The sequence below is a fragment of the Kribbella sp. NBC_00662 genome (genome assembly GCF_041430295.1).
In the GTDB taxonomy this organism is placed as follows: Bacteria; Actinomycetota; Actinomycetes; order Propionibacteriales; family Kribbellaceae; genus Kribbella.
The window spans coordinates 6407500-6434018 of the sequence record NZ_CP109029.1; the positions used below are offsets into that span (position 1 = coordinate 6407500).

23 protein-coding genes are annotated in these 26519 nt (G+C 68.3%); 6 read left to right on the forward strand and 17 right to left on the reverse strand.

Annotated features, from left to right (window positions below; all coding sequences use genetic code 11):
* Positions 1-34 precede the first annotated feature (34 nt).
* The gene (locus OHA10_RS31750; protein WP_371402444.1) at positions 35-946 is read left to right on the forward strand and encodes a hypothetical protein; all 912 of its coding nucleotides are present in this window, start codon (positions 35-37) and stop codon (positions 944-946) included.
* Positions 947-954: 8 nt separating this feature from the next.
* Here the strand turns inward: OHA10_RS31750 and OHA10_RS31755 are convergent, their stop codons facing one another.
* Both OHA10_RS31755 and OHA10_RS31760 read right to left on the reverse strand, forming a co-directional pair.
* Positions 955-1776, reverse strand: a complete 822-nt coding sequence (locus OHA10_RS31755; RefSeq protein WP_371402445.1) for a class I SAM-dependent methyltransferase — start codon at positions 1774-1776, stop codon at positions 955-957.
* Between the two features lie 60 nt (positions 1777-1836).
* Entirely contained in the window at positions 1837-2853 is a 1017-nt protein-coding gene (locus OHA10_RS31760; RefSeq protein ID WP_371402446.1) for an alpha/beta fold hydrolase, read from the reverse strand.
* Between the two features lie 78 nt (positions 2854-2931).
* On the opposite strand from OHA10_RS31760, the gene OHA10_RS31765 reads away from it, so the two are divergent.
* Positions 2932-3576, forward strand: coding sequence for a TetR/AcrR family transcriptional regulator (locus OHA10_RS31765; RefSeq protein ID WP_371402447.1), 645 nt, complete (start codon positions 2932-2934; stop codon positions 3574-3576).
* Here the strand turns inward: OHA10_RS31765 and OHA10_RS31770 are convergent.
* The 8 genes from OHA10_RS31770 to OHA10_RS31805 form a co-directional block, all read right to left on the reverse strand.
* Entirely contained in the window at positions 3566-5680 is a 2115-nt protein-coding gene (locus OHA10_RS31770) for an FUSC family protein (protein WP_371402448.1), read from the reverse strand. The genes OHA10_RS31765 and OHA10_RS31770 overlap by 11 nt on opposite strands.
* A gap of 357 nt (positions 5681-6037) precedes the next feature.
* Positions 6038-6517, reverse strand: a complete 480-nt coding sequence (locus OHA10_RS31775) for an FxsA family protein (protein ID WP_371402449.1) — start codon at positions 6515-6517, stop codon at positions 6038-6040.
* Positions 6518-6555: 38 nt separating this feature from the next.
* Positions 6556-8127 (reverse strand): apolipoprotein N-acyltransferase, encoded by a 1572-nt coding sequence (gene lnt / locus OHA10_RS31780; RefSeq protein ID WP_371402450.1) that lies wholly within the window; start codon positions 8125-8127, stop codon positions 6556-6558.
* A 581-nt stretch (positions 8128-8708) separates the two neighbouring features.
* Positions 8709-9098: a hotdog domain-containing protein gene (locus OHA10_RS31785; RefSeq protein ID WP_371402451.1), complete on the reverse strand. Its 390-nt coding sequence runs from the start codon at positions 9096-9098 to the stop codon at positions 8709-8711.
* A complete protein-coding gene (locus OHA10_RS31790; protein ID WP_137256788.1) occupies positions 9099-9851 on the reverse strand; it encodes an OAM dimerization domain-containing protein in 753 nt (250 codons plus the stop codon).
* Positions 9848-11413 carry a lysine 5,6-aminomutase subunit alpha gene (locus OHA10_RS31795; RefSeq protein ID WP_371402452.1) on the reverse strand — a complete coding sequence of 522 codons (1566 nt, stop codon included), beginning with the start codon at positions 11411-11413 and terminating at the stop codon, positions 9848-9850. Before OHA10_RS31795 ends, OHA10_RS31790 begins: the two co-directional genes overlap by 4 nt.
* Positions 11410-13014, reverse strand: a complete 1605-nt coding sequence (locus OHA10_RS31800) for an amidohydrolase (RefSeq protein ID WP_371402453.1) — start codon at positions 13012-13014, stop codon at positions 11410-11412. Before OHA10_RS31800 ends, OHA10_RS31795 begins: the two co-directional genes overlap by 4 nt.
* Before the next feature lie 3 nt (positions 13015-13017).
* A complete protein-coding gene (locus OHA10_RS31805) occupies positions 13018-14061 on the reverse strand; it encodes an L-erythro-3,5-diaminohexanoate dehydrogenase (RefSeq protein WP_371402454.1) in 1044 nt (347 codons plus the stop codon).
* Between the two features lie 158 nt (positions 14062-14219).
* Here OHA10_RS31805 and OHA10_RS31810 point away from each other — a divergent pair, with 158 nt between their 5' ends.
* Positions 14220-15695 (forward strand): KamA family radical SAM protein, encoded by a 1476-nt coding sequence (locus OHA10_RS31810; protein ID WP_371402455.1) that lies wholly within the window; start codon positions 14220-14222, stop codon positions 15693-15695.
* A 45-nt stretch (positions 15696-15740) separates the two neighbouring features.
* Here OHA10_RS31810 and OHA10_RS31815 read toward each other — a convergent pair whose 3' ends face one another.
* The gene (locus OHA10_RS31815) at positions 15741-16406 is read right to left on the reverse strand and encodes an HAD family hydrolase (protein WP_371402456.1); all 666 of its coding nucleotides are present in this window, start codon (positions 16404-16406) and stop codon (positions 15741-15743) included.
* Positions 16403-16843, reverse strand: coding sequence for an Lrp/AsnC family transcriptional regulator (locus OHA10_RS31820; protein WP_328999880.1), 441 nt, complete (start codon positions 16841-16843; stop codon positions 16403-16405). The genes OHA10_RS31815 and OHA10_RS31820 overlap by 4 nt, the downstream gene beginning before the upstream one ends.
* A 71-nt stretch (positions 16844-16914) precedes the next feature.
* Here OHA10_RS31820 and OHA10_RS31825 point away from each other — a divergent pair, with 71 nt between their 5' ends.
* The 3 genes from OHA10_RS31825 (at position 16915) to OHA10_RS31835 (ending at position 19906) form a co-directional block, all read left to right on the forward strand.
* Entirely contained in the window at positions 16915-17835 is a 921-nt protein-coding gene (locus OHA10_RS31825; protein WP_371408014.1) for a 5'-3' exonuclease H3TH domain-containing protein, read from the forward strand.
* Positions 17832-19031, forward strand: a complete 1200-nt coding sequence (locus tag OHA10_RS31830) for a M20 family metallopeptidase (RefSeq protein WP_371402457.1) — start codon at positions 17832-17834, stop codon at positions 19029-19031. Before OHA10_RS31825 ends, OHA10_RS31830 begins: the two co-directional genes overlap by 4 nt.
* Before the next feature lie 77 nt (positions 19032-19108).
* Complete coding sequence (locus tag OHA10_RS31835) at positions 19109-19906, forward strand: alpha/beta fold hydrolase (RefSeq protein ID WP_371402458.1); 798 nt, start codon at positions 19109-19111, stop codon at positions 19904-19906.
* Here OHA10_RS31835 and OHA10_RS31840 read toward each other — a convergent pair.
* The 5 genes from OHA10_RS31840 to OHA10_RS31860 all read right to left on the reverse strand — a co-directional run bounded on the left by OHA10_RS31840 (position 19903) and on the right by OHA10_RS31860 (position 26517).
* Positions 19903-20892: a nucleoside hydrolase gene (locus OHA10_RS31840; protein WP_371402459.1), complete on the reverse strand. Its 990-nt coding sequence runs from the start codon at positions 20890-20892 to the stop codon at positions 19903-19905. The two genes, OHA10_RS31835 and OHA10_RS31840, sit on opposite strands and share 4 nt — an antisense overlap.
* Positions 20893-21041: 149 nt before the next feature.
* Complete coding sequence (locus tag OHA10_RS31845; RefSeq protein ID WP_371402460.1) at positions 21042-21923, reverse strand: hypothetical protein; 882 nt, start codon at positions 21921-21923, stop codon at positions 21042-21044.
* Between the two features lie 81 nt (positions 21924-22004).
* Positions 22005-24116 (reverse strand): ABC transporter ATP-binding protein, encoded by a 2112-nt coding sequence (locus OHA10_RS31850; RefSeq protein WP_371402461.1) that lies wholly within the window; start codon positions 24114-24116, stop codon positions 22005-22007.
* Positions 24113-25846, reverse strand: coding sequence for an ABC transporter ATP-binding protein (locus OHA10_RS31855; RefSeq protein WP_371402462.1), 1734 nt, complete (start codon positions 25844-25846; stop codon positions 24113-24115). Before OHA10_RS31855 ends, OHA10_RS31850 begins: the two co-directional genes overlap by 4 nt.
* A complete protein-coding gene (locus tag OHA10_RS31860; RefSeq protein ID WP_371402463.1) occupies positions 25846-26517 on the reverse strand; it encodes a TetR/AcrR family transcriptional regulator in 672 nt (223 codons plus the stop codon). Before OHA10_RS31860 ends, OHA10_RS31855 begins: the two co-directional genes overlap by 1 nt.
* Between the last annotated feature and the right edge of the window lie 2 nt (positions 26518-26519).

A 26519-nucleotide genomic window follows, 5' to 3' on the forward strand; every position in this document is an offset into this window, starting at 1 on the left:
GTGCTCACAGAGAGCCTGCCGAAGGAGGGGCGTCATGTCCCGGTATCTCCACATGCCGTCGTTCGGCGGGGCGACCGGGTGGCTCAACTCCGAGCCACCCGGCCCCGCCGACCTGCGGGACCATGTCGTCTTCGTCGACTTCTGGACGTTGACCTGCATCAACTGGCTGCGCACCGCGCCGTACATCCGGGCCTGGGCGGAGGCATACGCCGACGACGGGCTCGTGGTGATCGGCGTACACACGCCCGAGTTCGGCATCGAGCACGACGCGGGGCTCGTCGCGCGGGCAACCAAGGAGCGAGGTATCGGCTACCCGGTTGCCCTCGACAACGACTACGCGGTCTGGAACGCGTTCGCCAACCATTACTGGCCCGCGCTGTACTTCGTCGCCGCGGACGGCACGATCCGCGACCACCACTTCGGCGAGGGACGGTACGCACGGTCGGAGCGGCTCATCCAGCAACTGCTCGCGGTCGACCGCGAACCGGTCGGCGCCACCGGGGTGGGGATCGAGGCCGAGGCCGACTGGGAGCAGCTCCGCACCCCCGAGACCTATCTCGGCTACTCGCGCGGCGACCAACCGGCCGCCGGGCCTGGCGATCGGCTGCGACTCAACCAGTGGGCCCTGACCGGCGGATGGACCGCCCAGCCCGAGTTCGTCGTACTCGATGAGCCGGGCGGCAGCATCGCGTTCCGGTTCCACGCGCGGGACGCGCACCTCGTGCTGTCCACGCGTGGATCGGAGCCGATCGGGTTCCAGGTACTGCTCGACGGCGAGCCGCCGGGCCGCGCGCACGGCGTCGACGTGGACGAGGACGGCACCGGCGTACTGCGCGACGGTCGCCTGTACCAACTCGTCCGCCAGCACGGCGCGATCGACGACCGGACGCTCGAGATCAGGTTCGACCGGGCCGGCGCCGAGGCCTTCGTCTTCACGTTCGGCTAGTCCCTCGCTCAGGACGCCGCGGTCACTGACCGGGCCACCGCCTGGATGGCGCGGACGCGACCGTCGGAGAGGGCCTCGGTCAGGTGTTTCACCCGCTCGCGGAACGTCGGAACGAAGGCGTGCAGGCCGAGTGGGTTCGGTGGTTGAGACTGGATCATCCGCATCATCGCGCCGACCTGCTCGGTGAGATCCTCCCAGTGCTCGACGGTGAAGCCGGCTGACTCGATTTCGGTGCGCACGACGTTCGGCGGGACGAGGTAGCTGTGCTCGGGGCCGTCCGCCCAAGGCAGCGGGTAGTCGAGTTCACGGCCGTCGCCGGCCATGATGTCCCAGAGCGCGAGCCGGCCGCCGTCCCGCAGTACCCGTCTGGCCTCTTGGTAGAGGCGGTCCTTCCGCGCCACGTTCATCTGCACATGCTGGCTGAAGACGACATCGACGGATGCGTCGTCGAGCGGCAGCGAGGTCACGTCACCTTGGCGTACGACGATCTTGTCGTCCAGGCCGACGAGGCGGTTGAGCCATTGCGCGGTCTCGCAGTACTCGTCGGACAGATCCACCGCAGTCACCCCGCAGCCGAAGCGGTCGGCCAGGTATCGCGCCGTACCGCCGATGCCTGAACCGTCGTCGAGCACCTCGCTGTCCGGCGTCAGCCCGAGCAGATCCACCAACTGCACCGTCGCCGGCCGGCCACCGGTGTGGTAGTCCTCGACCAGTGCAAGGTCAGCCGGCTTCAACCCACCCAAGTCCTTGCCCGCAGCAACAAGAGCCGCACTGATCCCGTCCCGCACATTCCCGGTCACATACTGCGCGGGAAGAGTTGAGTCCTTCATGCCACAGCCTCCTTGAGTGTTCCACGACGATTGACAACGTTCTTGGGGATGGTTCGCATGTCAGGAGGTCTCCTTGATGCCGTGCTGAACGGCGATGCGGGTGATTGCGTCCGCGAGGAGAGCCGGCTGTTCGCTGGTGGTGAGGTGGCCGCCGGGGAACGTGACGATGTCGGCCTCGGGGACCCGTTCGCGGGTGGCGTCGACCTGGCGGTGTTCGTACGGGTCCTCGGTGCTGCCGCCGACGGTGAGGGCGACGGAGCCGTTCAGTTCACGGGCGATCGCGGCAAGATCCCAACGCCCAGCGTTGCGGCGGTGTTCCTTCACGAAGCCTGCGCCCTCGTGCAGGAACCTCGCGCCGTCTCGCCGCACCAGCGCCGACCACGTCTCGGCGATCTCGGCCTCACTCGGCTCGTGGCCGCGCGAGTACATCTGTGCCTGCTTGAATCCCTGCGCGAAGGTCACCGCCGACTTCTGCGAGCCCTTCGCCACCAGCACGCCGAGCGGCGACCTCAGCAGCGGAGTGCCTCGCAACGGATGTGAATGCGAGTCCGCGAACAAGCCGCCATTGACCATGAACGCCGCAGTGATCACCGGCCCACCTGGCCGCTCCAACTGCCGGCGCAACAACTCGAGCAGCGCCAGCGACGTGTAGTCGAACGTGACCACGACGGTACGACGCACGCCGAGGTGCCGCCACCAGGCCCCGATCAGATCGGCCCGCTCCACGGTCGAGTACGCATACCCCCTCGGCTTGTCGGAGTCACCCTGCCCCACCGGATCGACATACAGGCGTGGACCGAGCCTCTCCGGCAAGAGCCGATCGACCTGCGCCCAGCCGTACGAGCCTTCGGGGAATCCGGGCAGCATCGTCAGCCACACCGAATCCGGACTCACCGCACCGGTCTTCCGGCCGAAGACCCTGATCAGCCCGCTCCTCGCCTCCCCTTCCGCATGGGACAAGAGCCGGGCCGACTCCGCGTCGTACCAGCGGCGCTCACCGCCGCCGAACCATTCCTCCGCCGTCACCAACGCCTTGTCCTGTTGCCGCCCTGGTTCAGCGACTGTGTTCCCGTCCATCGGACGCCTCCCTCTTTAGTGGACAGTGTCCACATTAGCCTGCTTGGTGGACAGTGTCCACATTGCTATCCTGACCGCGTGACCACGGCCGATCCAGCACCGCAAGCTCCGCCCCGACGACGGCGTCCGCGCGGTGACGTCCGCGCCGGCCTGGTCGCGGCCGGGGTCGAACTGGCTCGCGCCGGCGGCCCCGACGCCGTCGTACTCCGGGAGGCGACCCGCGCGGTCGGCGTCGTACCGAACGCTGCCTACCGGCATTTCGCCGACCGCGACGAACTACTCGCCGAGGTCTGTGCCGCGGCCATGCTCGAGCTGGCCGACCGGATGACCGCCGAGATCGCCCGCGTGCGCGGCAAGCGCGGCAACCCCGCTGCCGCCCAACGTCGCCTGGGCGCGATCGGCACTGCCTACCTGCGCTTCGCCCACGAGGAGCCCGGCCTGTTCGCCGCGGCGTACGCCCTTCCTGCGCAGCACGCGTACGGCGCGTCCAACGAGCCCGACCGCACCCCTCTCGGCCTCCTTGGCGCCGCGCTGGACGAGTTGGTCGAGGCTGGAGTTCTGTCCCCGGAACGACGCGAGGGCATCGAATACCCCATCTGGGCGACCGTCCACGGCACGGCGACCCTCACGACTCATGGGCCTCTCCGCGACCTGACCGAGTCGCAGCTGCGTCAGGTCGAGGCGCGGACCCTGGCGTTCATCGGCAACAGCCTCACGCAGTAACAGTCTCGTCGGCCGCAGTCGTGAGACCCGGCTGGAGGCGGCGTACGACCTCCAGGTGATCGGCGGTCCAGAGCATCCGGATCGCGGTCGGCGTTGCGCGGCCGTCGGCGTCGTACAGGTCGCGGCGAACCGCCTCGACCAGCCGGTGCTTGGTCTCGTGGTCGTAGGCGAGCGGCTCGGGGATTTTGCCTTGTACGTCGAGGGCGCCGGCGAGCGTGGTGTACCACTCGAGCAGTCGGTCCGCCAACGCGAGCAGAGCGGACTGGGCGGCAGCACGATCCTCGGACGGCGGCTGGCCGTCGGCGTACCGCTCCCACAACTCGAGTACGGCGTCGGCGGCCAGGCGGACCGCTACGACGCCACTGACGAGCGCTGTCATCTCGCTGAGCGGGATCGGCTTCGGGCCGCGCTCGGCGAGGTACGTGCGGAACGCGTCGTCGAGGCGGCGTGCTGCGGCGGCGGCCCGGCGGCTGTCCTGCGGGGTGGTGGGGCGGGAGCCGGGGACGCAGCACGAGACGCCGAAGGAGACGGCGCCGACGAGGTAGTTCGCGCTGTCGACGTACGCCTCGGCGAGCGCCTTGCCGACTGCGGCGGATGCCCCTCGTGGCCAGAACAGGAGTCCGACGAGGACGCTGACGGCGCAGCCGAGCGCGATGTCCTCGATGCGGAACAGGATCAGCGACCAGCCTTCCGGCGCGGCGATGTTGAACAGGATCACCAGCGTCACGGTGAACGCTGCCTGCCCGGCTGCGAACGAGACCGCTGCCGGGACGATGCCGGCGAACAGGACCGCGATCGGCAGCAGGATCCACAACGCGATCCGGTTCTCGCCGATCAGCGCGAGCAGGCCCGCGCCGAGGACCGAGCCGACGACCGTACCGCCGACCGCGCGGTAGGCGTTCTGGCCGGTGTTGAGCGCGTTCGAACGGAGTACCGACAAGGCGCCGAGGATGACCCAGAAGCCGTGCGCGACGCCGGTGAAGTTGGCCACGCCGACCGCGATCGCGAGACCGACCGCGCCGCGGATGCTGTTGTGGAGCCAGACCGAATGCGGCTCGAGGTGCGCGGCGGCGCGTTCCGCGGCGCTGGCGAAGGGCGCTGTCAGTGACTTCGGCTCGCGGCCGAGGAGACGGTCGGTCCAGCCGCGCTGGTCCGCGACCCGAGCGGTCTCGACGTTCTGCCCGATCAGCAGGACGCCGAATGCGAGCTCCTGCGCCCGGAAGGACACATTGAGCGCGCTGAAGAAGGCCGCCATCGGCGTACCCACAGTGGCCGGGAGCCGCGCGACGGCGCCCTTCTCGAGCGCGGTGACGGCGTCCCGAAGCTCTGCTGTCGCGGCGGACAGTTTGTCCGGGGCGAGGGCCGGGTCTTCCAGCAGTTCGGCGCTGAGCTCCAGCACGTTCGCCGCGGCGAAGTGAACCGCTGACGAGTCCGGGTCGTCGGCGGCGCCTCGGGCGGCGACCGGGCCGGACTCGTTGAGGATCGTGGTCAGCCATGTGAGTTCGTCGACGAGGCGGACCATCGCTCTGGAGCCGGTGGACAGGCCGGTCGGGCGGTACGGCGTCGCGGTGAACGTACGACGGAGTTCTTTGATGAGGTTTGCGGTCTGTTCGGTCCGCATCGTGCAGACCTCGACGGTGTCGCTGGCTTCCGCGCGAAGCTGCATCGCGGCGGCTCGACACACTCGCGCCGCCGGTGCGCCCAGCGGGTCGATTGCGACTCTCGGCCAGAGCAGCCAGACGGCGAGGACCGCCCCCAGCCCCGCGATCGCGACGCCGGCGAGTCGGTCCGGCAGCATCGACACCGGTGTCGGTGTGGCCACCGAGAGGATGAAGGCCAGCAGCAACGAAGTACTCGCACCTGCGAGCACCGAGCTGACGACGCCAAGGAACAGTACGCCGAACCCGACAACAACCGTGCCGACGATCGCAGACCACACAGACTGCCCCGCCAGCGTCCCAAGCGTTACGAGCACCAGCCACGCGATCGCGAGCTGAACCTGCGCGCGCAGCCGCTGAATCGTGCTCCCGGTGAAGTCGACGAGCAACAACATCGCGAATGCCCCGAAGGCCGCAAAGGTCGCCACGACAGGCGCCCGCAGCACTTCTGCACAAAACGCAAACAACGTAGGCATCACCAACGCCGTCCGCCCCGCCCGCCGAGTAGCAGCCAGCCCGCTGTCACGCCGGCGCAACCACCCCACCACCCGCCCACCGACCCTCGTCACCCCGCCAGTCTCCCCCACCCACCCCCTCCGGTCACCCCACACCCATCCTCTCCCTGCACCACCACTCGGGAACGCCCTGCGCGCCACTCCGGCGAAACCGGCACACCGCCGACAGCCGGAAAGGGAGCACGGCGATGAGCCGGGGTGGGTGGGAGCGCGCGAAGCAGGCGCGCTGAGGAGCGCAGCGACGAAGGAAGCGTCTGCGTAGCCCGCGGGGGCTTACCCCGCGAGGGGCTACTTCTTGTCCGGGTCGATGACCTCGCCCTGGATCACGTCGTCGGACGACTGACGTGGTGGGGTCGGCGGGGTGCCTGGGATGAAGCCGCCCAGGCCGGCTCCGCCCAGCTGGGTGGTGATGCGGCGGTTGAAGAACGACGACATGGCTCGGCGGGCCAGTGGCCGGGTGAACGGGAGGACGAAGAAGAAGCCGAAGATGTCGGTGACGAAGCCAGGCGTCAGGAGCAGCGTGCCGCCGACCAGGATCAGCGCGGCGTCGGACAGCTCCCGCCCGGGCATCTTGCCGGTCTGGAAGGCCGACTGCAAAGCGTTCCACGCACGCCGCCCCTCGCGCTTGATGATCCACGCACCGAGGGCGCTCTCGACCAACAGCAGCGCGACTGTAGGCCAGCCGCCGATGACCTGGCCGATCTGGATGATCACGTAGATCTCCAGGATCGGCACCACCAGCAGCGCCAGCGCGATGAACCAAGGCATGTCTCAACCCTCCGAGCGACTGACCCCAGTGTTACAGGTCAGGCCGGGACCTTCTCGCGAGTCCGGGTGGAATCAGGGGCGGGTGGGGGTTCCTGGTCGTCGCCGCGGCGACGCCGGCGGTTCACCAGGCCCAGGATCAGGCCGATCAGACCGAGCCCGGTCAGGATCCACTGCGGCCAGGCGCCCAGCGTCGTCGCCAGTGTCTGACCATCCCGGACCGGCACGGTCGCGACGTACACGTCGGACACGAACTGGCCGGACTTGTGCTCGACCGTCCCGTCCGGGCGGATCACGCCGGAGATCCCGCTCGTCGACGCGATCAGCACGGTCCGGCCCGTCTCGATCGCGCGCATCCGGGTGATCGCGAACTGCTGCTCGGGCTGACCCGTCCCGCCGTACGTCGCGTTGTTGGTCTGCACGATCAGGACCTGCGCGCCGCCCTTCACCACGTCCTGGATCACGTTGTCGTACGCGAGCTCGAAGCAGATCACGTCGCCGTACGTGACGCCCTTGATCGGCATCACCCCAGGCCCGACGCCCGGCACCGTCTGTGCCCCGATCATCTCGAGCCGCTTGATGTACGGCAGGAGCTGGTTGCGGAACGGGATGTACTCACCGAACGGCACCGGGTGCCGCTTCGCGTACCGCTGTCCCGGCCCAGTGACCGGATCCCACACGATGCCCGTCGTCTGCCGCTCGTTAGGACCGGGCCCCTCGGTGACCGCACCGACGAGGATCGGTACGCCGACCGCGCGGACGGCCTCCTCGATGTCGGCCCGGGTCTCGTCGTCCTTGTACGGGTCGATGTCCGTCGAGTTCTCCGGCCAGATCACCAGATCCGGCTTCATCTCCGTACCGGCCTGGACCCGCCTCTCCAGGTCGAGCGTCGCGTTCATGTGGTTCTTCGTGACCGTACGGGCGCGGCCCAGGAACTCCAGCCCCTTGCCGGGCACGTTGCCCTGCACCATCGCGGCCTTCACGGTCTTGCCGTCGCCCTCGATCGACAGGTGGATCAGCGAGCTCCCGAACACGATCGCCAGCCCGGCGACCAGCGCCACGGCCCGCAACCGCAGCCCGCTCGCGCGACGGAGGACGGCGTACACCAGAACACCCACGAGAGCGACGACGAAGCTCAGCCCAGGGATCCCGACGTACGCCGCGAGCTTGCCCAGCGACACATCCGAGAAGGCCCACGCGAGCCGCCCCCACGGGAATCCGCCGAACGGCACGGACGCCGTCGCGAACTCGGTCGCCACCCACAGGGCCGGGATCCACAACATCCACAGCTTCAGCTTCAGCACCTGCGTCGCGAACAACCCGAAGACCGCATAGAACAGCCCCTCGAGTACGGCGAGCGCGATCGCCGCGTCGCCGCCGATCACACTCAGCCACGGCACCAGGACCGCGTAGTACGTGATGCCGAACCCGGCGCCGACGAGGAAGCCGGCCTTCATCGAGATGCCGTCCAGCGCGGCCAGCAGCAGCGGTACGGCGACGATCGTCAGCCCGGGGTGATCATGCGGTTCGAACGCGAAGCCGAGCAGTGCGCCGGCGGCGACCGCCAGCACCACTCTCGGCAGGACCCGCCCCAGAGCCTTCAATCGGTCCACGCCGTACCCCTTTGTCCTCACATCCCGGCCGATACCGGTCGCACGACCGTACAACGTCCGGGGCACGCGAATGTATCCGGTCAGTAGCCATTGGGCACCGAATGCGGAAAGTGAAGGGGCGTCAGCACAGCGCGACGAAGTGAGAAGGCCTCGTTTTCGGCGCCGTTCACAGGTCCGTAGATAGAGGAAAGAGGCTCAGCGTGCCTTCGGACCAACCGACGATGCGCTGGCTGCGAACCGTCCGGCTGTTGTCTACTGGCCGCCGAGCCTCTTCCACCTCTGCCCCGCGGGGGGCTAACCACCGGCAATCTCAGCCCCCGTCGACTCAAGCCTGGCTCTGACCTGGTCAGCGTCGCGGGATCATCGGTGGCCGAACTTCTTGTGACCGTTGAACAAACGGGATATGACGACTCCCAAAACGATGCTCGCTGGCGGCGACGGTGTCAACCTCTCCCCCGGCTCCTTGAGCCCGTTGTAACACTATCGCCTGCCCCGCAAGGGAAAACGAGGAACTCTCATCCGGGTCACGTTACAGAGCGGTCTCGGCACTCCACGTGATCGTTACCCAGGGCAACCAATCGTCACTCAACCGGTACGACGACGGTTCCCTTTGCGCGTGTGATCACAAGCGGTTCGGCCAGTACTTCGGCCGCCGACCCGGACTTGTCCGGACGGCCCCGGCAGACGACGTACGCGCTGAACTCGAGGTCACGGCTGCGGTTGCCGACCCGGGTGATCGTTGCCTTCACCTCCACAACGTCACCGGCCCGCAGCGGCTGCAGGAACTGCACGTCGGAGTACGACGCGAACAGCCCCTCGTCGCCGTCGGACTGGATGCACACCTCGGTCGCGACGTCACCGAACAGCCCCAGCACGTACGCCCCGTCGACCAGATTCCCGGCGTAGTGGGCGTGGCTGTAGGGCACGTACCGCCGATGCGTGACGGTCAGCCCGATGGTTGCCTTCGACACCTATGCGCTCCTCTTCGCTGGAACCTTCTTCGTCACCAGGGCATCGACCAGATAGCTGGCCACCTCACCCGGCGTGGTACCGCGGCCGAACACCCGGTCGACCCCGAGCTCGCCGGCCATCTGCTCGGTGAAACGGGGGCCGCCAGCAACTAATACCGGCCGGGCGTCCTCGGCATAGGCCTCCCGGAAGGCCGCGGACATCTCCTTGGTGTTGAGCACGTGCGCCTCGCGCTGCGTGACCACCTGGGAGACCAGGATCGCGTCCGCCTTGTCGGCCTTCGCGCGACGGACCAGCTCGGGTACGGCGACCTGCGCGCCGAGGTTCACGACCTTCAGCTCGCGGTAGTACTCCAGGCCCTTCTCGCCGGCGAAGCCCTTGATGTTCAGGATCGCGTCGATACCGACCGTGTGCGCATCGGTGCCGATGCAGGCGCCGACCACCGTCAGCCGCCGCCGGAGGCCCTTCCGGATCGCGAGGTTGACCTCCTTCGGCGACAGCAGCGGGTAGTCGCGCTCGATCACCTCGACCTTCGACGTGTCGACCAGGTGGTTCACCGGGCCGTAGACCACGAAGAACGTGAAGTCCGGGCCGATCGGCTTCGAATGCACGACCAGGGCGGGATCCATGCCCATCTTGTTGGCCAGCTGGACCGCGGCGCCCTCGGCCCGCTTGTCGTGCGGGACCGGGAGCGTGAACGACAGCTGCACCATTCCGTCACCGGTGGTGTCGCCGTACGGCCGGATGATGCTCACTTCTCCTCCAGCAGCTCGATGGCCGGGTTGTAGTACTCCGGCGACTTGCGAGCCACGCCGTCGAGCCCGCGCCCCGCGTCCTGAGGACGTTTCATCAATCCGAAGGTGCCGTCGCCGATCGCGTTCAGCAGACCGTCGTCGACGATCTCCTCCAGTAGCTCCACCGACTCCCCCAGCACCTGCCGCGCCCGCTGGGCGATGAACCCGTTCGGCTCCGGCCGGAAGTCCTCGTGAAGGTTGCCTGCGGCACCCAACACGTAGCGGACGTTCTGCAGGGCCAGGTCGCGGTCGGAGATCCACGGCGTCACGACCGCCTCGGTCATCATCCCGACCAGCAGGATCCCCTGCCCGGTCATCGCGCCGACCAGGTTGAAGAAGCCGTCCAGCAGGTACCCGCGGAACACGTCGCCGGTCATGTGCCGGGTCGGCGGCATCCATTTCAGCGGCGCGTTCGGGAACAGCTGCCGGGCCAGCATCGCGTGCGCGAGCTCCATCCGGAACGAGTCCGGCAGGTCCGGGTTGATCTCGAATGCGTGCCCGAGGCCGAGCTGCCAGTCCTCGAGGCCGGCTTCCTTGGCGAAGTACTCGTTCAGCAGCTGCGAGACCGTCACCGTGTGCGCTGCCTCGACCGCGTCGGCCGTGGTCAGGTAGTTGTCCTCGCCGGTGTTGATGATGATCCCCGCGCGAGCGTGGATCTGCCGGCTGAACCGCTGGTCGACAAACGTCCGGATCGGGTTGATGTCGCGGAACAGGATCCCGTACATCGAGTCGTTCAGCATCATGTCGAGCCGCTCGAGCCCGGCCAGCGTCGCGATCTCCGGCATACACAGCCCGGACGCGTAGTTGGTGAGCCGGACATAGCGCCCCAACTCGCGGGACGAGTCGTCCAGCGCCGCACGCATCAGCCGGAAGTTCTCTTGCGTGGCGTAGGTGCCGGCGAAGCCCTCACGGGTCGCGCCCTCCGGGACATAGTCGAGCAGCGACTGCCCGGTCGACCGGATCACCGCGATGATGTCCGCGCCCTCCCGCGCGGCCGCCTGTGCCTGCGGGATGTCCTCGTAAATGTCGCCGGTGGCAACGATCAGGTAGATCCACGGCCGCTGCTTCGGGTCGCCGTGCCGCTTGATCAGCCGGTCGCGCTCGCGGCGCCGGCCGTCGATCCGCTTCATCCCGGCGGCCGCCATCTTCCGGGCGGCGGTCCGAGCGCGTACGGCGTCGCGTCCCTCGGGCATCCGGAACGTCACCGAACCGGACGCGGCCTTCTGGGCCAGCACGGCCAGGTCCTCGGCCTCACCACGGACGAGCGCGTCCCAGACCGGCAGCGCGAGACCGTGCTCCAGCCCGACATCGGCACGGACGGTGTCTGCGAGGCGGTTCACCCACGGAATGCCTTCGGTATCCGCGCCGGTCAGCCCGGCAAGCCGCAGTACGGCTCGCTCGACCGACACCGTGGTGTGCTGCTGGGCCAGGTTGACGATCGGCTTGCCGGCCTTGCGGGCCAGACTGCGGGCCTTCCGGACGGTGACCGGATCAAGGTCGAGCTTCTTCACTGCACCAGTCACTGGGACCATCCCTCGACTTCATAGATCACGCGGCCGCCGACAGCGGTCCGCAAGCAGGTCGGCGTACCTTCACTCAGATCCGGAAGCACCGGCACCCCCGCACGCGGGTCCGTCGACCACGCGGCGACGCGCTCGTCCGGCGTCTGCACCACCAGGTCGGCGTCGGTCTCCCAGATCGCGTACGTCGCGGCCGTGCTCGGCGCGAGCACTCCGGCGTCGTCGATGCCCGCGGCCCGCCAACCGCCGCGGGTGTGCGCCTGGAACGCGGCGCGGACGGTGATCCGCTCTGACTTCTCATGGTGGAACGCGGCCGCCCGGACCGCGTCCCACCCGCCCAGCTCGGTCACCGGCGCGTCCGATCCGAACGCGAGTACGACGCCTGCGCGCGCCAGCGAACCGAACGGATTCATGCCCTGCCAGCGATCGCCCACACGCTCGGCGTACATGCCGTCCGGGCCGCCCCACAGGCCGTCGAACATCGGCTGCACGCTGGCCACGACACCGCAGCGGCCCAACGTGGCGATCGTTGCCTCATCGACCATTTCGACATGCTCCAGTCGGTGCCGCGCCGCGACGAGCGCCTGGATGCCGACCTTCTCGGCAGCGAGCTCGAAGCCGCGGGCGATGTTCTCGAGCGCCTGGTCGCCGATGCAGTGGAACCCGGCCTGCACGTTCCGCTCGGTGCACGCGATCACGTGCTCGGCGATCTGCTCGGCCGTCAGGTAGGCGTGACCACGGTGATCCGCACGATCGGCGTACGGCGTCTTCAGCGCCGCCGTCCGCGAGCCCAGGGCGCCGTCGGCGTTGAGGTCACCGGCCAGACCGGCGAGGCCGTAGGTGCCGACGTGCTCGAAGACGCCGGGCTCACCCCAGTACAGGGTTGCGGACAGGCCGAGGTCGTCCGCGACCTCACGCACCAGCGGCAGCTCCCACAGCGGGCCGATGTGCGGCGCGGCCATCTCGTGGAAGGCACCGATGCCCTTGCTTGCCATGTGTTTCAACGCGGCCTGGATGTCCAGACGACGCTGGTCCGGTCCGATCAGCGCGCTCAACGCATCCCGGACGGCGTGGTGTGCATCCCGCTCGACGCGACCGCTCGGGTCGTAGCCTTCGAGCCGGGCACCCGAGTCAGCGCCTTGCGCCGCGGCGACCAGCGCGGACGAGATCACCCCGGAGTGACCGTCGACCCGGGACAGGTAGACACGGCGGCCGCCACCTGCGCGATCGAGTTCCTCGGCCGTCGGTGGCCGGCCCTCCGGCCACTGCGTTTCGTCCCACCCGGCGCCGTCGATCACCGCGTCTTCAGGCAGGCTCGCAGCGAAGGCTGCCAGGCGATCGAGCGCCTCGGTGAGGGACGTCGTACCGGCCAGATCGAGTCCGGTGAGGAGGGCGCCGGTCTGTGCAGTGTGCACGTGAGCGTCGACGAACGCGGGCGTGACCAGCTTGCCGTCGAGGTCGATCACCTCGTCCGCGCCATCGGCGTACGAACTCGCGCCGGTGTCGTCACCCAACCAGGTCACCACCCCGTCGTCGAAAGCGATCGCGGTGGCATGGGGGTCGGCGGGCGAATAGACGGAACCGTTCGTCAGAAGTGTGCGCACGAACTAATCCTCCGCCAGCCTGCTCTCGAACAGACCACGGACACCCGGCTCGGCACGCAACAGCTCCAACGCGAAGTCCGCGTGGCCCGGCACGTATCCGTTGCCGACCAGCATCGTCACGTCCGCAGCCAGCCCTTCCGCGCCCAACGCGGCGGCCGAGAACGACGTCGCCATCGAGAAGAAGATCACCGTGCCGCCGGCGGCCGTCGACAGTACGGCGCCGTGCTCGCAGCCAGGTACGTCGACGCAGACGACGGTGATGTCAGCGGGTCCCCCGGCCTTCTCGACCGCCTTTGCAAGAGCTACCGGATCGCGGGCGTCGGCCAGCGCGACCACATCGGCGATACCTGCCTCGGTCAGCTTGTCGTGCTCGGCCTGGAACGGCACGATCCCGATCGTCCGGGCAGCTCCGGCCGAGCGCGCCGCGGCCAGCGACAGCGACCCGGATTTACCTGCGCCGCCAATTACTGACACGACAGGCTTTGTGCCTTTGTCGACATACGAACGGACCACGCGGGCGGTCAGCGCCGGCGCGCCGCAGACGTCCATGACGGCCAGTGAGAGCTCGGGTTTCAGGTCGTCCGGCAGCTTCGCGACGATCGAGCGGGCGAACAGGATCGCGTGCCCTTGCGCCGGGACCTGCTCGCTCTTCCCGTCCCAGTCCTTCAGTTCGTCGGTGATCTGCAGCGGGGTCAGCGTCAGCGAGACCAGGGTCGCGACACGGTCACCCTTCTGTACGCCGAGCGGCGAGTCCGGGCCGGCCTCGTCGACCACGCCGACGAGCATCCCGCCGGAGCCGGTGACCGGGTTCTGCATCTTGCCGCGGGCCTTGACGATGTCCAGGACCGCGCGGCGGATCGCCGTACCGTCACCGTCGTGCGCCTCGGCCAGCTGACGGTACGACGCGGCGTCGAGGTTGAGCCGCTCGACCGCGATCCGGACCTCGTCGGGCCAGATCTCGGCGCGTGCGTCGAGTGTGTCCGCCGCCTGCGGCAACACGCCCGACGGCGCGAGTACGCGGTGCAGTCCTACCGGGCTCGATGACACGGATCCTCCTCGTAGCGGTCGGGCAAAATACTACTCAGATCCCGCCTTGACGAGAATTCTTGCGGCGTACTGTTGGATCTGAGGGAAGTTCTATCGCTATCCTCACATGAGACCGCAGAACCCCTACTGCATCATTCTTATGGCCAGCGGAGGCACCCGTGACCGACCTGATCACCCCGGAGCTGGCTCGTCCCGAGCCCGGCGACGGCCAGCCGTACGCGTACCGGCGGGCCGAACTGGTGGAGCCGGACTGGACCCGCCTGCCCGGCTGGAAGGACGTCACGGCCGAGGAGTGGCGCTCGGTGCAGTGGCAGCGGTCGCACTGCGTGAAGAACGTGAAGCAGTTGCGCGACGTGATGGGCGACCTGCTCGAGGACCGGTTCTACGACGACCTGACCCGGGACCAGGCCGAGCGCGCGACGATGTCGATGCTGCTCCCGCCGCAGATGCTCAACACGATCGTGCCGTCCGGTGCTGCCGATTACGCAGGTGACTACACCGAGGCCTTCTACGCGGACCCGGTCCGCCGCTACATGCTGCCGGTGTTCAGCGACCGTCGCGCCGACTGGCCGTCGCACCCGCACGCAACCCGGGACTCGTTGCACGAGCACGAGATGTGGGCCACGGAGGGGTTGACCCACCGGTACCCGACCAAGGTCCTTGCGGAGATCCTGCCGACGTGCCCGCAGTACTGCGGTCACTGCACCCGCATGGACCTGGTCGGGAACTCGACGCCGGTGATCGACAAGCTCAAATTCGTCGCGAAACCGCAGACCCGGCTCGACGACATGCTCGACTACCTGCGCCGTACGCCGGGCGTCCGGGACGTCGTCGTCTCCGGCGGCGACGTCGCGAACATGCCGTGGCCGCGGCTCGAGACGTTCCTGATGAACCTGCTGGAGATCGAGAACATCCGCGACATCCGGCTCGCGACCAAGGCGCTGATGGGCATGCCGCAGCACTGGCTCTCGTCCGACGTCCTGGCCGGCGTCGAGCGCGTTGCCTCGGTGGCGCGCAACCGGGGCGTGATGATCGCGATGCACACGCACGTGAACGCGGCGCAGTCCGTCACCCCGCTCGTCGCCGAGGCATCGAAGGCGATGCTGGAGGCAGGGCTGCGCGACGTCCGCAACCAGGGCGTGCTGATGCGCGGTGTCAACGACACGATCCCGCAGTTGCTCGACCTCTGCTTCGCGCTGCTCGACGGCGCGAACATCACGCCGTACTACTTCTACATGTGCGACATGATCCCGTTCTCCGAGCACTGGCGGGTATCGGTGCGCGACGCGCAGCACCTGCAGCACGGCATCCTCGGCTACCTCCCCGGCTTCGCGACCCCGCGCATCGTGTGCGACGTCCCGTACGTCGGCAAGCGTTGGGTGCACCAACTGTCGGAGTACGACGAGGTCCGCGGCATCTCGTACTGGAAGAAGAACTACCGCACCGGCATCGAGCAGCAGGACCCCGAGGCGCTGAACCGCACCTACGAGTACTACGACCCGATCGACACGCTCCCCGTCGAGGGCCAGCAGTGGTGGACCGAACACGCCGGCACCACCCTCGCCGAAGCCGAACAACGAGCCGCTGCCTCCCGCGCGGCCGCCGAGGCCCAGAAGTCCCTCGACCTCTCCTGATCCCGCCTTCGGTGCCACCAATGCAGGGGGTGGCACCGGAGGCGTTTACTGGGCGACTGCCAACTCGCTGAGCTCGGCGAAGGACTTGATGGTCGGGCCGGGCCAGTGCGGAGCGGAGTTGGCGTGCTCCAGCGTGCGGATGGCGTGCATGCCGAGCGACGCAGCGGCAGGCAGTTCGTTGTCGTTGCCGTCGCCAACATAAATGCACTCGGTGGGGTCGACGCCCAGCGCATTGCACGCCGTCACGTAGATGGCCGGCTCCGGTTTGGCCGCCCCCACCTCGGCGGAGAACGCAGTGGCGTCGAAGTACGGCGCGAGCGGGCTACCTGCCCACTGGAGCTGGGTCTCGGCGGTGATGTTGCTGACCAGGCCGATCCTCCAGCCCGCTGCTTTGAACCTGGCCAGCGTGCTCAGCGTTGTCGCGGGTGCCGCATTCAGCAGGCGTTGGGCGAGGGCGCGGCGGAGACTCGTTGCCTCCTGCACCTGTTCGTCGGTCGGGTTTCCGCCGCAGCGTTCCGCGATCACCCGGAGCGTGTTGGGCAGATCGCCGTACGCCCCGATGAACCGCTCGTACGACGCCGCGTCGAACTCCTGCTGGAAGGCGATCGCGTCAACCCCGAGCGCCGCCCCCATCCGTTCGTTGACCAGAGCCCGCTCGGCGTCACCGCCGGGGATCAGCGTGCTGAACAGGTCCGACAGCAGCGCCCTCACAGGGCGGGAGGCCGGCGCTCGTACGGCGTGCTGAGCACGATCGTCGTCGTGGTGGAGACGTTGGCCCGGGCGCGGATCACGGCCAGCAGGTTCTCCAGCGCGGCCGGCGAGGCGACCCGCACGACCAGGATGTAGCTGGAGTCGCCGGCAACCGAGTAGCAGGACTCGATCTCGCGAACCTCACGGAGCCGCTCGGGTGAGTCGTCCGGCTGGGACGGGTCGATCGGCCGGATCGAGATCAGCGCGGTCAGCGGCAGGTCGAGCGCGGTGTGGTCGACGGTCGCGGCGTACCCCTGGATGATGCCGCGCTGCTCGAGCCGCTTCACCCGCTGATGCACCGCCGACGTGGACAGGCCGGTCGCCTTGCCCAGGTCGGTGAAACTCATCCTGCCGTCGGACGCGAGCAGCCCGACGATCTTGCGGTCCAGGTCCTCCATCCTGGAGACCCTACTGCCGCGACGCCCCGGCATGAAAGCATCGCCCCATGGCTGAGACACCCGAGCGCCTGATGCTGCTCGACACCGCGTCGCTCTACTTCCGTGCGTTCTTCGGCGTGCCGGACACGATGAAGGCCGCCGACGGTACGCCGACCAACGCGATCCGCGGGCTGCTCGACTTCATCGCGCGACTCGCCGAGAACCACCGGCCGACCCATCTGGTCGCGTGCTGGGACGACAACTGGCGGCCGTCCTGGCGGGTGGCGCTGATTCCGTCGTACAAGGCGCAGCGGGTCGAGTTCGTGACGCCGAAGGGCGAGCAGGTCGAGGACGTGCCGGACCGGCTCGAGGTGCAGGTGCCGTACATCCGCGAGTGCCTCGAGGCCATCGGCATCGCGATCGTCGGCGCGCCGGACCATGAGGCCGACGACGTGATCGGCACGCTGTCGCACCAGGCGACGATGCCGGTCGACGTCGTCACCGGCGACCGCGATCTGTTCCAGCTGATCGACGACAGCCGCGGCATCCGGATCATCTACACGGCAGCTCGGGGCGTCGGCCGGGCGGAGGTGTACGACGAGAAGGCGCTGCTGGCGAAGTACGAGATTCCCGCTCAGCGGTACGCGGACTTCGCCACGCTGCGCGGGGATGCCTCCGACGGTCTGCCCGGGGTGAAGGGGATCGGCGAGAAGACGGCCGCCGCGCTCGTCACGGCGTACGGCGATCTGGATGCGATCCGCGCCGCCGCGGCCGACCCGAGTACGCCGATGGCGCCGGGGGTGAAGAAGAAGATCCTGGCGGACAGCGACTACCTGGACGTCGCGCCGAAGGTGGTCGCGGTCGCGAAGGACGCGCCGGTCGGGACGTACGACGCGCGGATCCCGCACGAGATCAAGGATCCGGAGCGGTGGCTCGATCTCGTCGAGCTGCTCGAGCTGGGCGGCAGCGCGCAACGGGTGATGTCGGCGCTGGACCTGGGGCCGAAGGCATGAGCCGGACGCGCGAGCTGGCCGAGACGTTCCGGGACGAGATCGTCGCGCTGCGGCGGGCGCTGCACCAGGTTCCGGAGTACGACCTCGAGCTGCCGAAGTCGCAGCAGCTGATCCTCGAGGCGCTGGCCGGGTTGCCGTTGGAGATCACGCTCGGCAAGGAGCTGTCCTCGGTGACCGCCGTACTGCGGGGCGGTGGCGGGCCCGGGCCGGTCGTGCTGCTGCGCGGGGACATGGATGCGTTGCCGGTGACCGAGCGGACGGACGTGCCGTACGTCTCGCAGCATCCCGGGATGATGCATGCCTGTGGCCACGATCTGCACGTTGCCGGGCTGGTGGGGGCTGCGAAGGTGCTGTGCGCTCTCCAGCCTGAGCTGCCCGGCGATGTCGTGTTCATGTTCCAGCCCGGTGAGGAGACCTCGGGCGGGGCACCGATCATGATCCGCGAGGGTGTGCTCGACGCGGCGGGCCGGCGGGCGGACGCGGCGTACGGTCTGCATGTCGGGTCGGCGTCGCAGCCGTTGGGGATGTGGAGCAGCAAGCCGGGCTCGTTCATGGCCGCGGCGGATCAGCTGCACGTCCGGGTGATCGGTGCGGGGACGCATGGGTCGACGCCGTACCGCGGGAAGGATCCGATCCCGGTGCTGTGCGAGATCGTCGGGGCGCTGCAGACGATGATCACGCGGCAGTTCGACGTGTTCGACCCGGTCGTGCTCACGGTCGGGCGGATCGCGGGCGGTACGAAGGAGAACATCATCCCGGACGACGCGTTCTTCGACGCGACGGTCCGGACGTTCTCGGCCGAGTCCCGCGCGAAGGTGCAACTAGTGTCAACGCAACTAGCCGAGTCGATGGCCGACGCCCACGGGTTGAAGGCCGAGGTCGAGTACACGGTCGGCTATCCGGTGACGGTCAACAACACCGCGGAGTACGAGTTCGCGCGCGACGCGATCGTCGACCTCTTCGGCGCCGACCGCTTCCGTGAACGCCCCAACCCACGCTGCGGCGCGGAGGACTTCTCCTATGTGCTGGAGGAGATCCCCGGCGTCTACCTCAACCTCAGCGCCTGTCGCTCCGCCGACCCGAACGCCGCCGCCGACAACCACTCCCCCTTGGCCGACTTCGACGACTCCATCCTCCCGGACGGCGCCGCTCTGCTGGCCGAGCTCGCCGTACGACGACTGAACCGCGCCGGGTAGCTCGCCCCGGGGTAGCTCGCGCCGGATAGGGAGAATTCCCGATATGCGGGCGGTCCGCGATTCAGCAGACTGCCCGCATGTCCTTCGTGAACGTCCCCGACGGTTATCTGTACTTCGAGCAGCACGGTGAGGGTCCCGACGTCGTACTGCTGAACGGCGGACTCGCCGACGTCCGCATGTGGTCCTCCACGATCGAGTGGCTCGCCGAGACCCACCGCGTGACGACCTGGGACTACCGCGACAATGGCCTGTCGTCGCCGTCGGACCGGGCGTACGACGAGATCGCCGACCTGGCCGCAGTGATGGACGCGGCCGGCGTACGGCGCGCTGTGCTGGTCGGCGTCTCCGACGGCGGGCGACGCGCACTCGGCTTCGCCCACCGGCATCCTGAGCGGGTCGAACGAGTCGTTGCCGTCGGCCCCTCGTTCGGCGAGTTCCCGGACCCGACGCCGGCCGAGGAGTCAGCCCGGGTCGTGATGCGCGCCCACTTCGCCCAACTGGCCGAGATCCTCGAGTCCGACGGCATCCCGGCAGCAGCCGAACATGACATCAAGGGCTGGTGCCCGGCTGTACCCGAAGACGCCCACCGACTCCTCGTCGGCCTGGTCCTGGCCAACGCACGCGTCCTCACCATGCCCGTCCACCACGGCGTCGAACTCGATCCCCCCGTCAAGCACCGCTTCCCCGAGCTCACCACCCCGATCTCGGTCCTGATCGGCCCCCAGGACTTCGAAGGCACCCAACTCTGGGGCCACCGCCTATCCACCCAAGCTCCCCACGCCGACCTGACCGTCCTACCAAACGCCGACCACATGCCAATGCTCTCCACCCCAACAGCATTCCGGCAGGCCGTCACCCAGGCACTCCGCGGTTAGCTCAAGGCGGTGTCCAGCCAAGACATGAAGGCGGCGTAGTCGGCGGACACCGACATCACGATCTCCGTTCCGTCGTCGCTACGGCTCATTCGCGCGATCGGGTCAAGCGCCACACGCTCACGCACGAAGCGCACGCCGGGCCAAAGCATGGCGGCGGCCAGCGTCAGCGCGTCGTGCTGCATCGTGCCCGGGTACTTCGCCATCCAGCGATCGGAATGCTCGCGGAGCACCCGCTCGAACGGGCGGGCGTCCGACTGGGTCCATCGCTTGTAGAGCGGCGAATCCGTCGTGATCTCCATCGCCGGGTTGAACGTCACGTCGGACACCACGAATGTCGGCAACCACGGCTCGAGCGCCGGCAGCAGCCGGATCGCCGCCCCGGGGTCGACCCGGAAGTTGTGCTCCGCCCGGGACGGATCCCGATAGTTGATCGCCCCGCCCATCTGCGTCACGACCAGCTGTGACACCAGCTCGGGGCGTACCTCCTGGAGCATGGCGAGGTTGGACAACGGCCCCATTCCCACCCACCGGATCCGCCCGTCGGTCGCCGCACAAAGCTCACTCACCGCTCCGACCACGTCGGTCCCCTGCCGCGGCACCTCCGCCGGACACAGCCCGTCGATCACCCACATCCGGCTGTTCCCCAGATCGGATCCCGCCACCACCCGAACATCCGTCCGCCCGACAAGGTCCAGCAGGTACCGCGCGAACCGAGCCCGCTCACCGCCGTACTCGTCGCTGGTGACGACCAACCTCAGCTCAGGAACCAACCGCGCGGCCACAACCAACGCGACAGTGTCATCAGGATCCCCACCGATATCGGTATCGATGACCATCGGCGCCCGCGCGATCGCCGGTACGCCGACGGCCGGGGGCGGGCCACCCCGAATCAGTGGGCCGGCGAGCTCCTCGAACTCCTCAAAGCCCGCGCTCGTCCCGGCGAGCGCCGTCCACTCGGCCTCGGGATCCGCGTCGCCGCTGCCCATTGCCACCTCCGCTGGTCCGGATGGAATTGAACACATTGTCTACGAACACCCGTTTGTCGCTGTCACTCCCGCACCGCTCGTACGCAGCCCAGATCGCCTCCCGGTCCCGCTCCGGCACCTGGCCGCGATCCAGCGTCTTCTGCAGCGCGTCAGCCTGCTGCTTGTCGCCTCGGTGCACGAACGAGTCGAGGAACTCCGCCGGCCGCTGATCCGGCGAGCGGTCGCCGATCCACGCGCGGATCTCGCTCCGGAATCGCGTGGCCCAAGTCGTCCAGCCACGACCGATAGTTGCCGCCGGCATCGCGCAGTCCGGCGACATCCCGGGCCAGGTCCGCGACCGCCATCAGATTCACCACCTTGACGCCCTCGCGGACGCGGAGATCCCGCAATCGCGGGGACACCCGTCCCCGGCTCAAGCCTTCCAGGAGCATCGACTCGTCAGCAGGCAGCTCGTAGAGCGGCCGCCCCTGCCGTGTCTCCGCAGCGGACAGGTGTACCTCGTATCCCTTCTTGCTCCCGGGGTGCGGGTCGTGCGGCGATTCACCGAGGAACGCATACCGACCGGTGAATGTGGTCTCCGGGTAGACCGCCGAGAGCAGCTCCTGCACCGTGCCCTTGAAGCTCGTGTCGAAGACAGTCGCTCGACTCCCGGGCCGACCGACGGGCACCCGGTTCGCCTGCAGGTAGTCGGTAAGCTGCCGGAACCCACCGACCGTGTCCGCAGGATCTACGCGAGGTGCCACCCGCCGGAAGCCGTCCACTTGCGGAAACCGAAGTCCCTGATGATGCTCCAGATCCTGCAACGCGTTCTCGACGAGCGCGCGGGACAGCACCAGGTTCGACCCGTACTGCCGGAAGAACTGCCCGTCGAGCCGGGTCATCGCGAGCGCGAGGTGGTGTCCGTCGCGGCCCAGCGCGACGATCCGGTCAGCACATCGTTCGGCGACGTCGGCGCGGAGGTCGGCAAGCATGTCGTCGGCGACTCTGACCATCAGCGGGGCGCGCTCGTGGGCATGGCTCAAGTACCGCATAGTTCGCGATTCCGGCGCGGAAGTTATCCACAGGCATGACACCGGACGGGGACGCCTGGATGGCGTCCCCGTCCGGGTGAGTCAGCGGGCCATCGGGCGGCCGGCGGGGGTGGCTACCGGGGCCGTGATGGCGGCGGCCTCTTCGTCGATGTCTACTACGGCACCGCTGAACTGGGCGTTGTAGAGGCGGGCGTAGGCGCCGTCCAAGGCAAGGAGTTCGTTGTGGTTGCCCTGTTCGACGATTGCGCCGTTCTCCATGACCAGGATCAGGTCGGCGTCGCGGATGGTGGAGAGGCGGTGGGCGATGACGAAGCTGGTTCGGTCGGAGCGCAGGGCGGCCATGGCGCGTTGGACCAGGACCTCCGTGCGGGTGTCGACCGAGCTGGTGGCCTCGTCGAGGATGAGCAACTGCGGGTCGGCCAGGAACGCGCGGGCGATGGTGAGGAGCTGCTTCTCACCGGCGCTGACGTTGCTGCCTTCCTCGTCGATCACCGTGTCGTACCCGTCCGGCAGGCTGTGCACGAAGCGGTCGACGTACGTCGCCTTCGCCGCGGCCAGCATGTCCTCCTCGGTGGCGTCCAGGTTGCCGTAGAGAAGGTTGTCGCGGATCGTGCCGCCGAACAGCCAGGTGTCCTGCAGCACCATGCCGATCCGCGAGCGCAGGTCGTGCCGGGTCAGCTCGGTGATGTCGACACCGTCGAGGGTGATCCTGCCGCTGTTCAGCTCGTAGAACCGCATGATCAGGTTGACCAGCGTGGTCTTGCCGGCACCGGTCGGGCCGACGATCGCGACCGTCTGCCCGGGCTCCGCGACCAGGCTCAGATCGGTGATCAGCGGCTTGTCCGGGTCGTACGAGAACGACACGTGCTCGAACTCGACCCGCCCGCGAGAATCGGTGACCTTCTCCGGCGTCGCGTCGTCCGGGATCTGCTCCTGCGCGTCCAGTACTTCGAACACGCGCTCCGCGGACGCGACACCCGACTGCAGCAGGTTCGCCATCGAGGCGACCTGGGTCAGCGGCTGGGTGAACTGCCGCGAGTACTGGATGAACGCCTGCACATCACCCAGCGACATCGTGCCGGAGGCGACCCGCAGACCGCCGAGGACCGCGATCACCACGTAGTTCAGGTTCCCGACGAACATCATCACCGGCATGATCAGCCCGGAGATGAACTGCGCCCCGAACGCCGCCTGGTACAGTTCGTCGTTCTTCTTCGCGAACTCCGCCTCGATCTCCTTCTGCCGGCCGAAGACCTTCACCAGCTCGTGCCCGGTGAACGCCTCCTCGATCTGCCCGTTCAGCGCACCGGTGTGGCGCCACTGGGCGATGAACCGGACCTGCGAGCGCTTGGCGATCGCCGCGGTCAGGATCATCGTGATCGGGATCGTGACGAGTGCGATCAGCGCGAGCACCGGAGAGATCACGAACATCAGCGTGATCACGCCGATCACCGTCAGCAGCGAGGTGAGCAGCTGGCTCAGTGTCTGCTGCAGGCTGGTCGAGATGTTGTCGATGTCGTTCGTCACCCGGCTGAGCAGCTCGCCGCGCGGCGCACCGTCGAAGTAGCTCAGCGGCAGCCTGTTGAGCTTGTCCTCGACATCCTTGCGCAGCGACAGGATCGTCCGCTGTACGACGCCGTTGAGGATGTAGCCCTGGGCCCAGGACAGGAAGAACGCGCCGGCGTACAGCGCCAGGACCAGCAGCAGTACGTTGCGCAGGGCATCGAAGTCGATACCGACGCCCGGGATCAGGTCGATCCCCTGCAGCAGGTCCGCCAGCCGGCCGTTGCCGGAGGCCCGGGTCTGCTCGATCACCTGCGCCTTGGTCAAACCGCTCGGCAGCTGCTTGCCGATGGCACCGGCGAAGATGATGTCGGTCGCGCGGCCGAGGATCTTCGGGCCGAGCACCGACAGACCGACGCTGCAGATCGCCAGCAGGATGACTCCGGACACCTGCATCCGGTGCGGACGCAACCGCCCGAGCAACCGCTTCGCCGACGGCAGGAAGTTCATGGACTTGTCGCCGGGAATACCTCCCGGCGGACCGAACCCCCGACCAGTGGTCGGTCGCTCAGTAGCCTTGACAGCCTTCGGCGCCGACGCACCTGGCGCCTGCCCGTTCGGCGACTGCCCGTTCGGCGACTGTCCGTTGGGTGCCTGTCCGTTCGGGGACGGCGTGGTCGACTCGCTCATGCCGCCTCCTCCGCGGAACGCTGGGACTCGACGATCTCGACGTACGTCGGACACGTCTCGAGCAACTGGTCATGCGTGCCCGTGCCGACGATCGCGCCGTCCTCGATCACGACGATCTGGTCGGCGTCGATGATCGTCGACACGCGCTGCGCGACGACCACCACACAAGCCTCCCGGGTGACCGGCCGCAGCGCCGCCCGCAATCGGGCGTCCGTCGACAGGTCCAGCGCCGAGAACGAGTCGTCGAACAGGTAGATCTCCGGTTTGCGCACCAGCGCCCGCGCGATCGCGAGCCGCTGCCGCTGACCGCCGGACACGTTCGTGCCGCCCTGCGCGATCGGCGCCTCCAGTCCTTCGGCCATCGCCTCGACAAAGTCCTTGCCCTGGGCAATCTCCAGCGCTTCCCACAGCTCCTCGTCGGTCGCATCCGGGTTGCCGTACCGCAGGTTGCTCGCGACCGTCCCGGAGAACAGGTACGGACGCTGCGGCACCAGCCCGATCCGCTCCCACAACGCCTCCGGCTCGATCTCTCGTACGTCGATGCCGTCGACGAGCACCCGTCCCTCGGTCGCGTCGAACAACCGCGGCACCAGCGAGAGCAGCGTCGTCTTGCCGGCACCCGTACTGCCGATGATCGCGGTCGTCTGCCCCGGCGAGGCGACCAGGTTGATGTCGTGCAGCACCGGCTCGGCCGCACCCGGGTACTTGAACGAGGCGTGCTCGAACACCAGCTGCCCGCGGCCCGTGAAGGACTTGATCGGCGTGACCGGCGGTCGCACCGAGGAGTCGGTCTCGAGAACCTCCTGGATCCGGTCCGCGCAGACCGACGCCCGCGGCACCATGATCATCACGAAGACGCCCATCATCACCGAGAACAGGATCTGGATCAGGTAGCTCAGGAACGCGGTCAGCGCGCCGACCTGCATCGTCCCGTCCTCGATCCGGGAGGCGCCGAACCACAGCACCGCCACGCTCGACAGATTCAGGATCAGCATCACGGTCGGGAAGATCAGCGCCATCAGCCGGCCGGCCTTGATCGCCGTGTCGGTGAGGTTCTGGTTGGCCTCGCCGAAGCGCTCGACCTCGTGCGGCTCGCGGACGAACGCCCGGACCACCCGGATGCCGGTGATCTGCTCGCGCAGTACCCGGTTCACCCCGTCGATGTTCTTCTGCATCTTCCGGAACTGCGGGACCATCCGGCTCGCGATGAACCCGACGCAGGCGGCCAGCAGCGGTACGGCGACGGCCACCAGCCAGGACAGGCCGACGTCCTGGCGGACCGCCATGATCACGCCGCCGATCATCGTGATCGGCGCGGCGACCAGCATCGTCGTGGTCATCACGACGAGCATCTGGATCTGCTGTACGTCGTTGGTGCTGCGGGAGATGAGCGTCGGCGCGCCGAACTGGTTCACCTCGCGGGCGGAGAACTCACCGACCCGGTGGAAGACGGCTGCCCGTACGTCGCGACCGAACAAGGCCGCCGTTTTCGCACCGAAGTACACCGCCGTGATCGTGCAGATGATCTGCACCAGGCTGACAGCGAGCATCCAGCCACCGGTACTCATGATGTAGCCGGTGTCGCCCTTGGCCACGCCGTTGTCGATGATGTCGGCGTTCAGAGTGGGCAGGTAGAGGGAGGCGATCGTCCCGACCAACTGCAGGACCACCACCAAGGACAGGTTTCCTGCGTACGGACGCAGGTGCGTACGCAAGACGCGAACTAACATCAATCATCCCCAGAGTCGTGATGGCGGGCGCCGCCGAGCGCGTACTCGACGATGCCCTCCGCGGCCGGCGGCTGATCCGTCCCGCGCTTGCGGAGACCGTCGAAGGCGAAGTCGACGATCTCTTCGGCGGTCAGCACGTGGCCGGCGGAAATCATTGGGTGGGTGGCGGAGAAGGTCAGCAGCCCGATCATCCGGACCACCTCTTCGGGTGGGACCCGCAACTGGTCCGCGTCCGGCCGGAGCAGGTCCGCGAAGGCGGCGTTGGCCAGGTCGGACAGCCGCTGCCGCCGGGCCTCGTCCATCGGCGTGGAGTGCTTGAACTCCGGTGGCCGGCGGATCCGCAGCGCGAACAGCAGCTTGAACACGCCGCGCAACCGCTTCTGGCCGATCTCGACCGCGGCGATCGTGCGCTCCCGCAACGGCAGTGAACGGTCGACATGCTCGAGTGCCCGGATCATGTCGGAGGTGTCGAACACGGTGGCCATCGCGGCCTCGATCAGCGCGTCCTTGCTGCCGAACGCCCGGAAGATCGTCCCCTCGGCGATCCCGGCGGCCTCGGCGATCTGCTTGGTGCTGACCTCGGCCCCGAACTCCTCCAGCAACGGCAGCGCGGCCTCGACGATGGCCGCGCGTCGCTCCTCGGGTGGCAGTGGGGTCGCTCGTGGTGTCACGG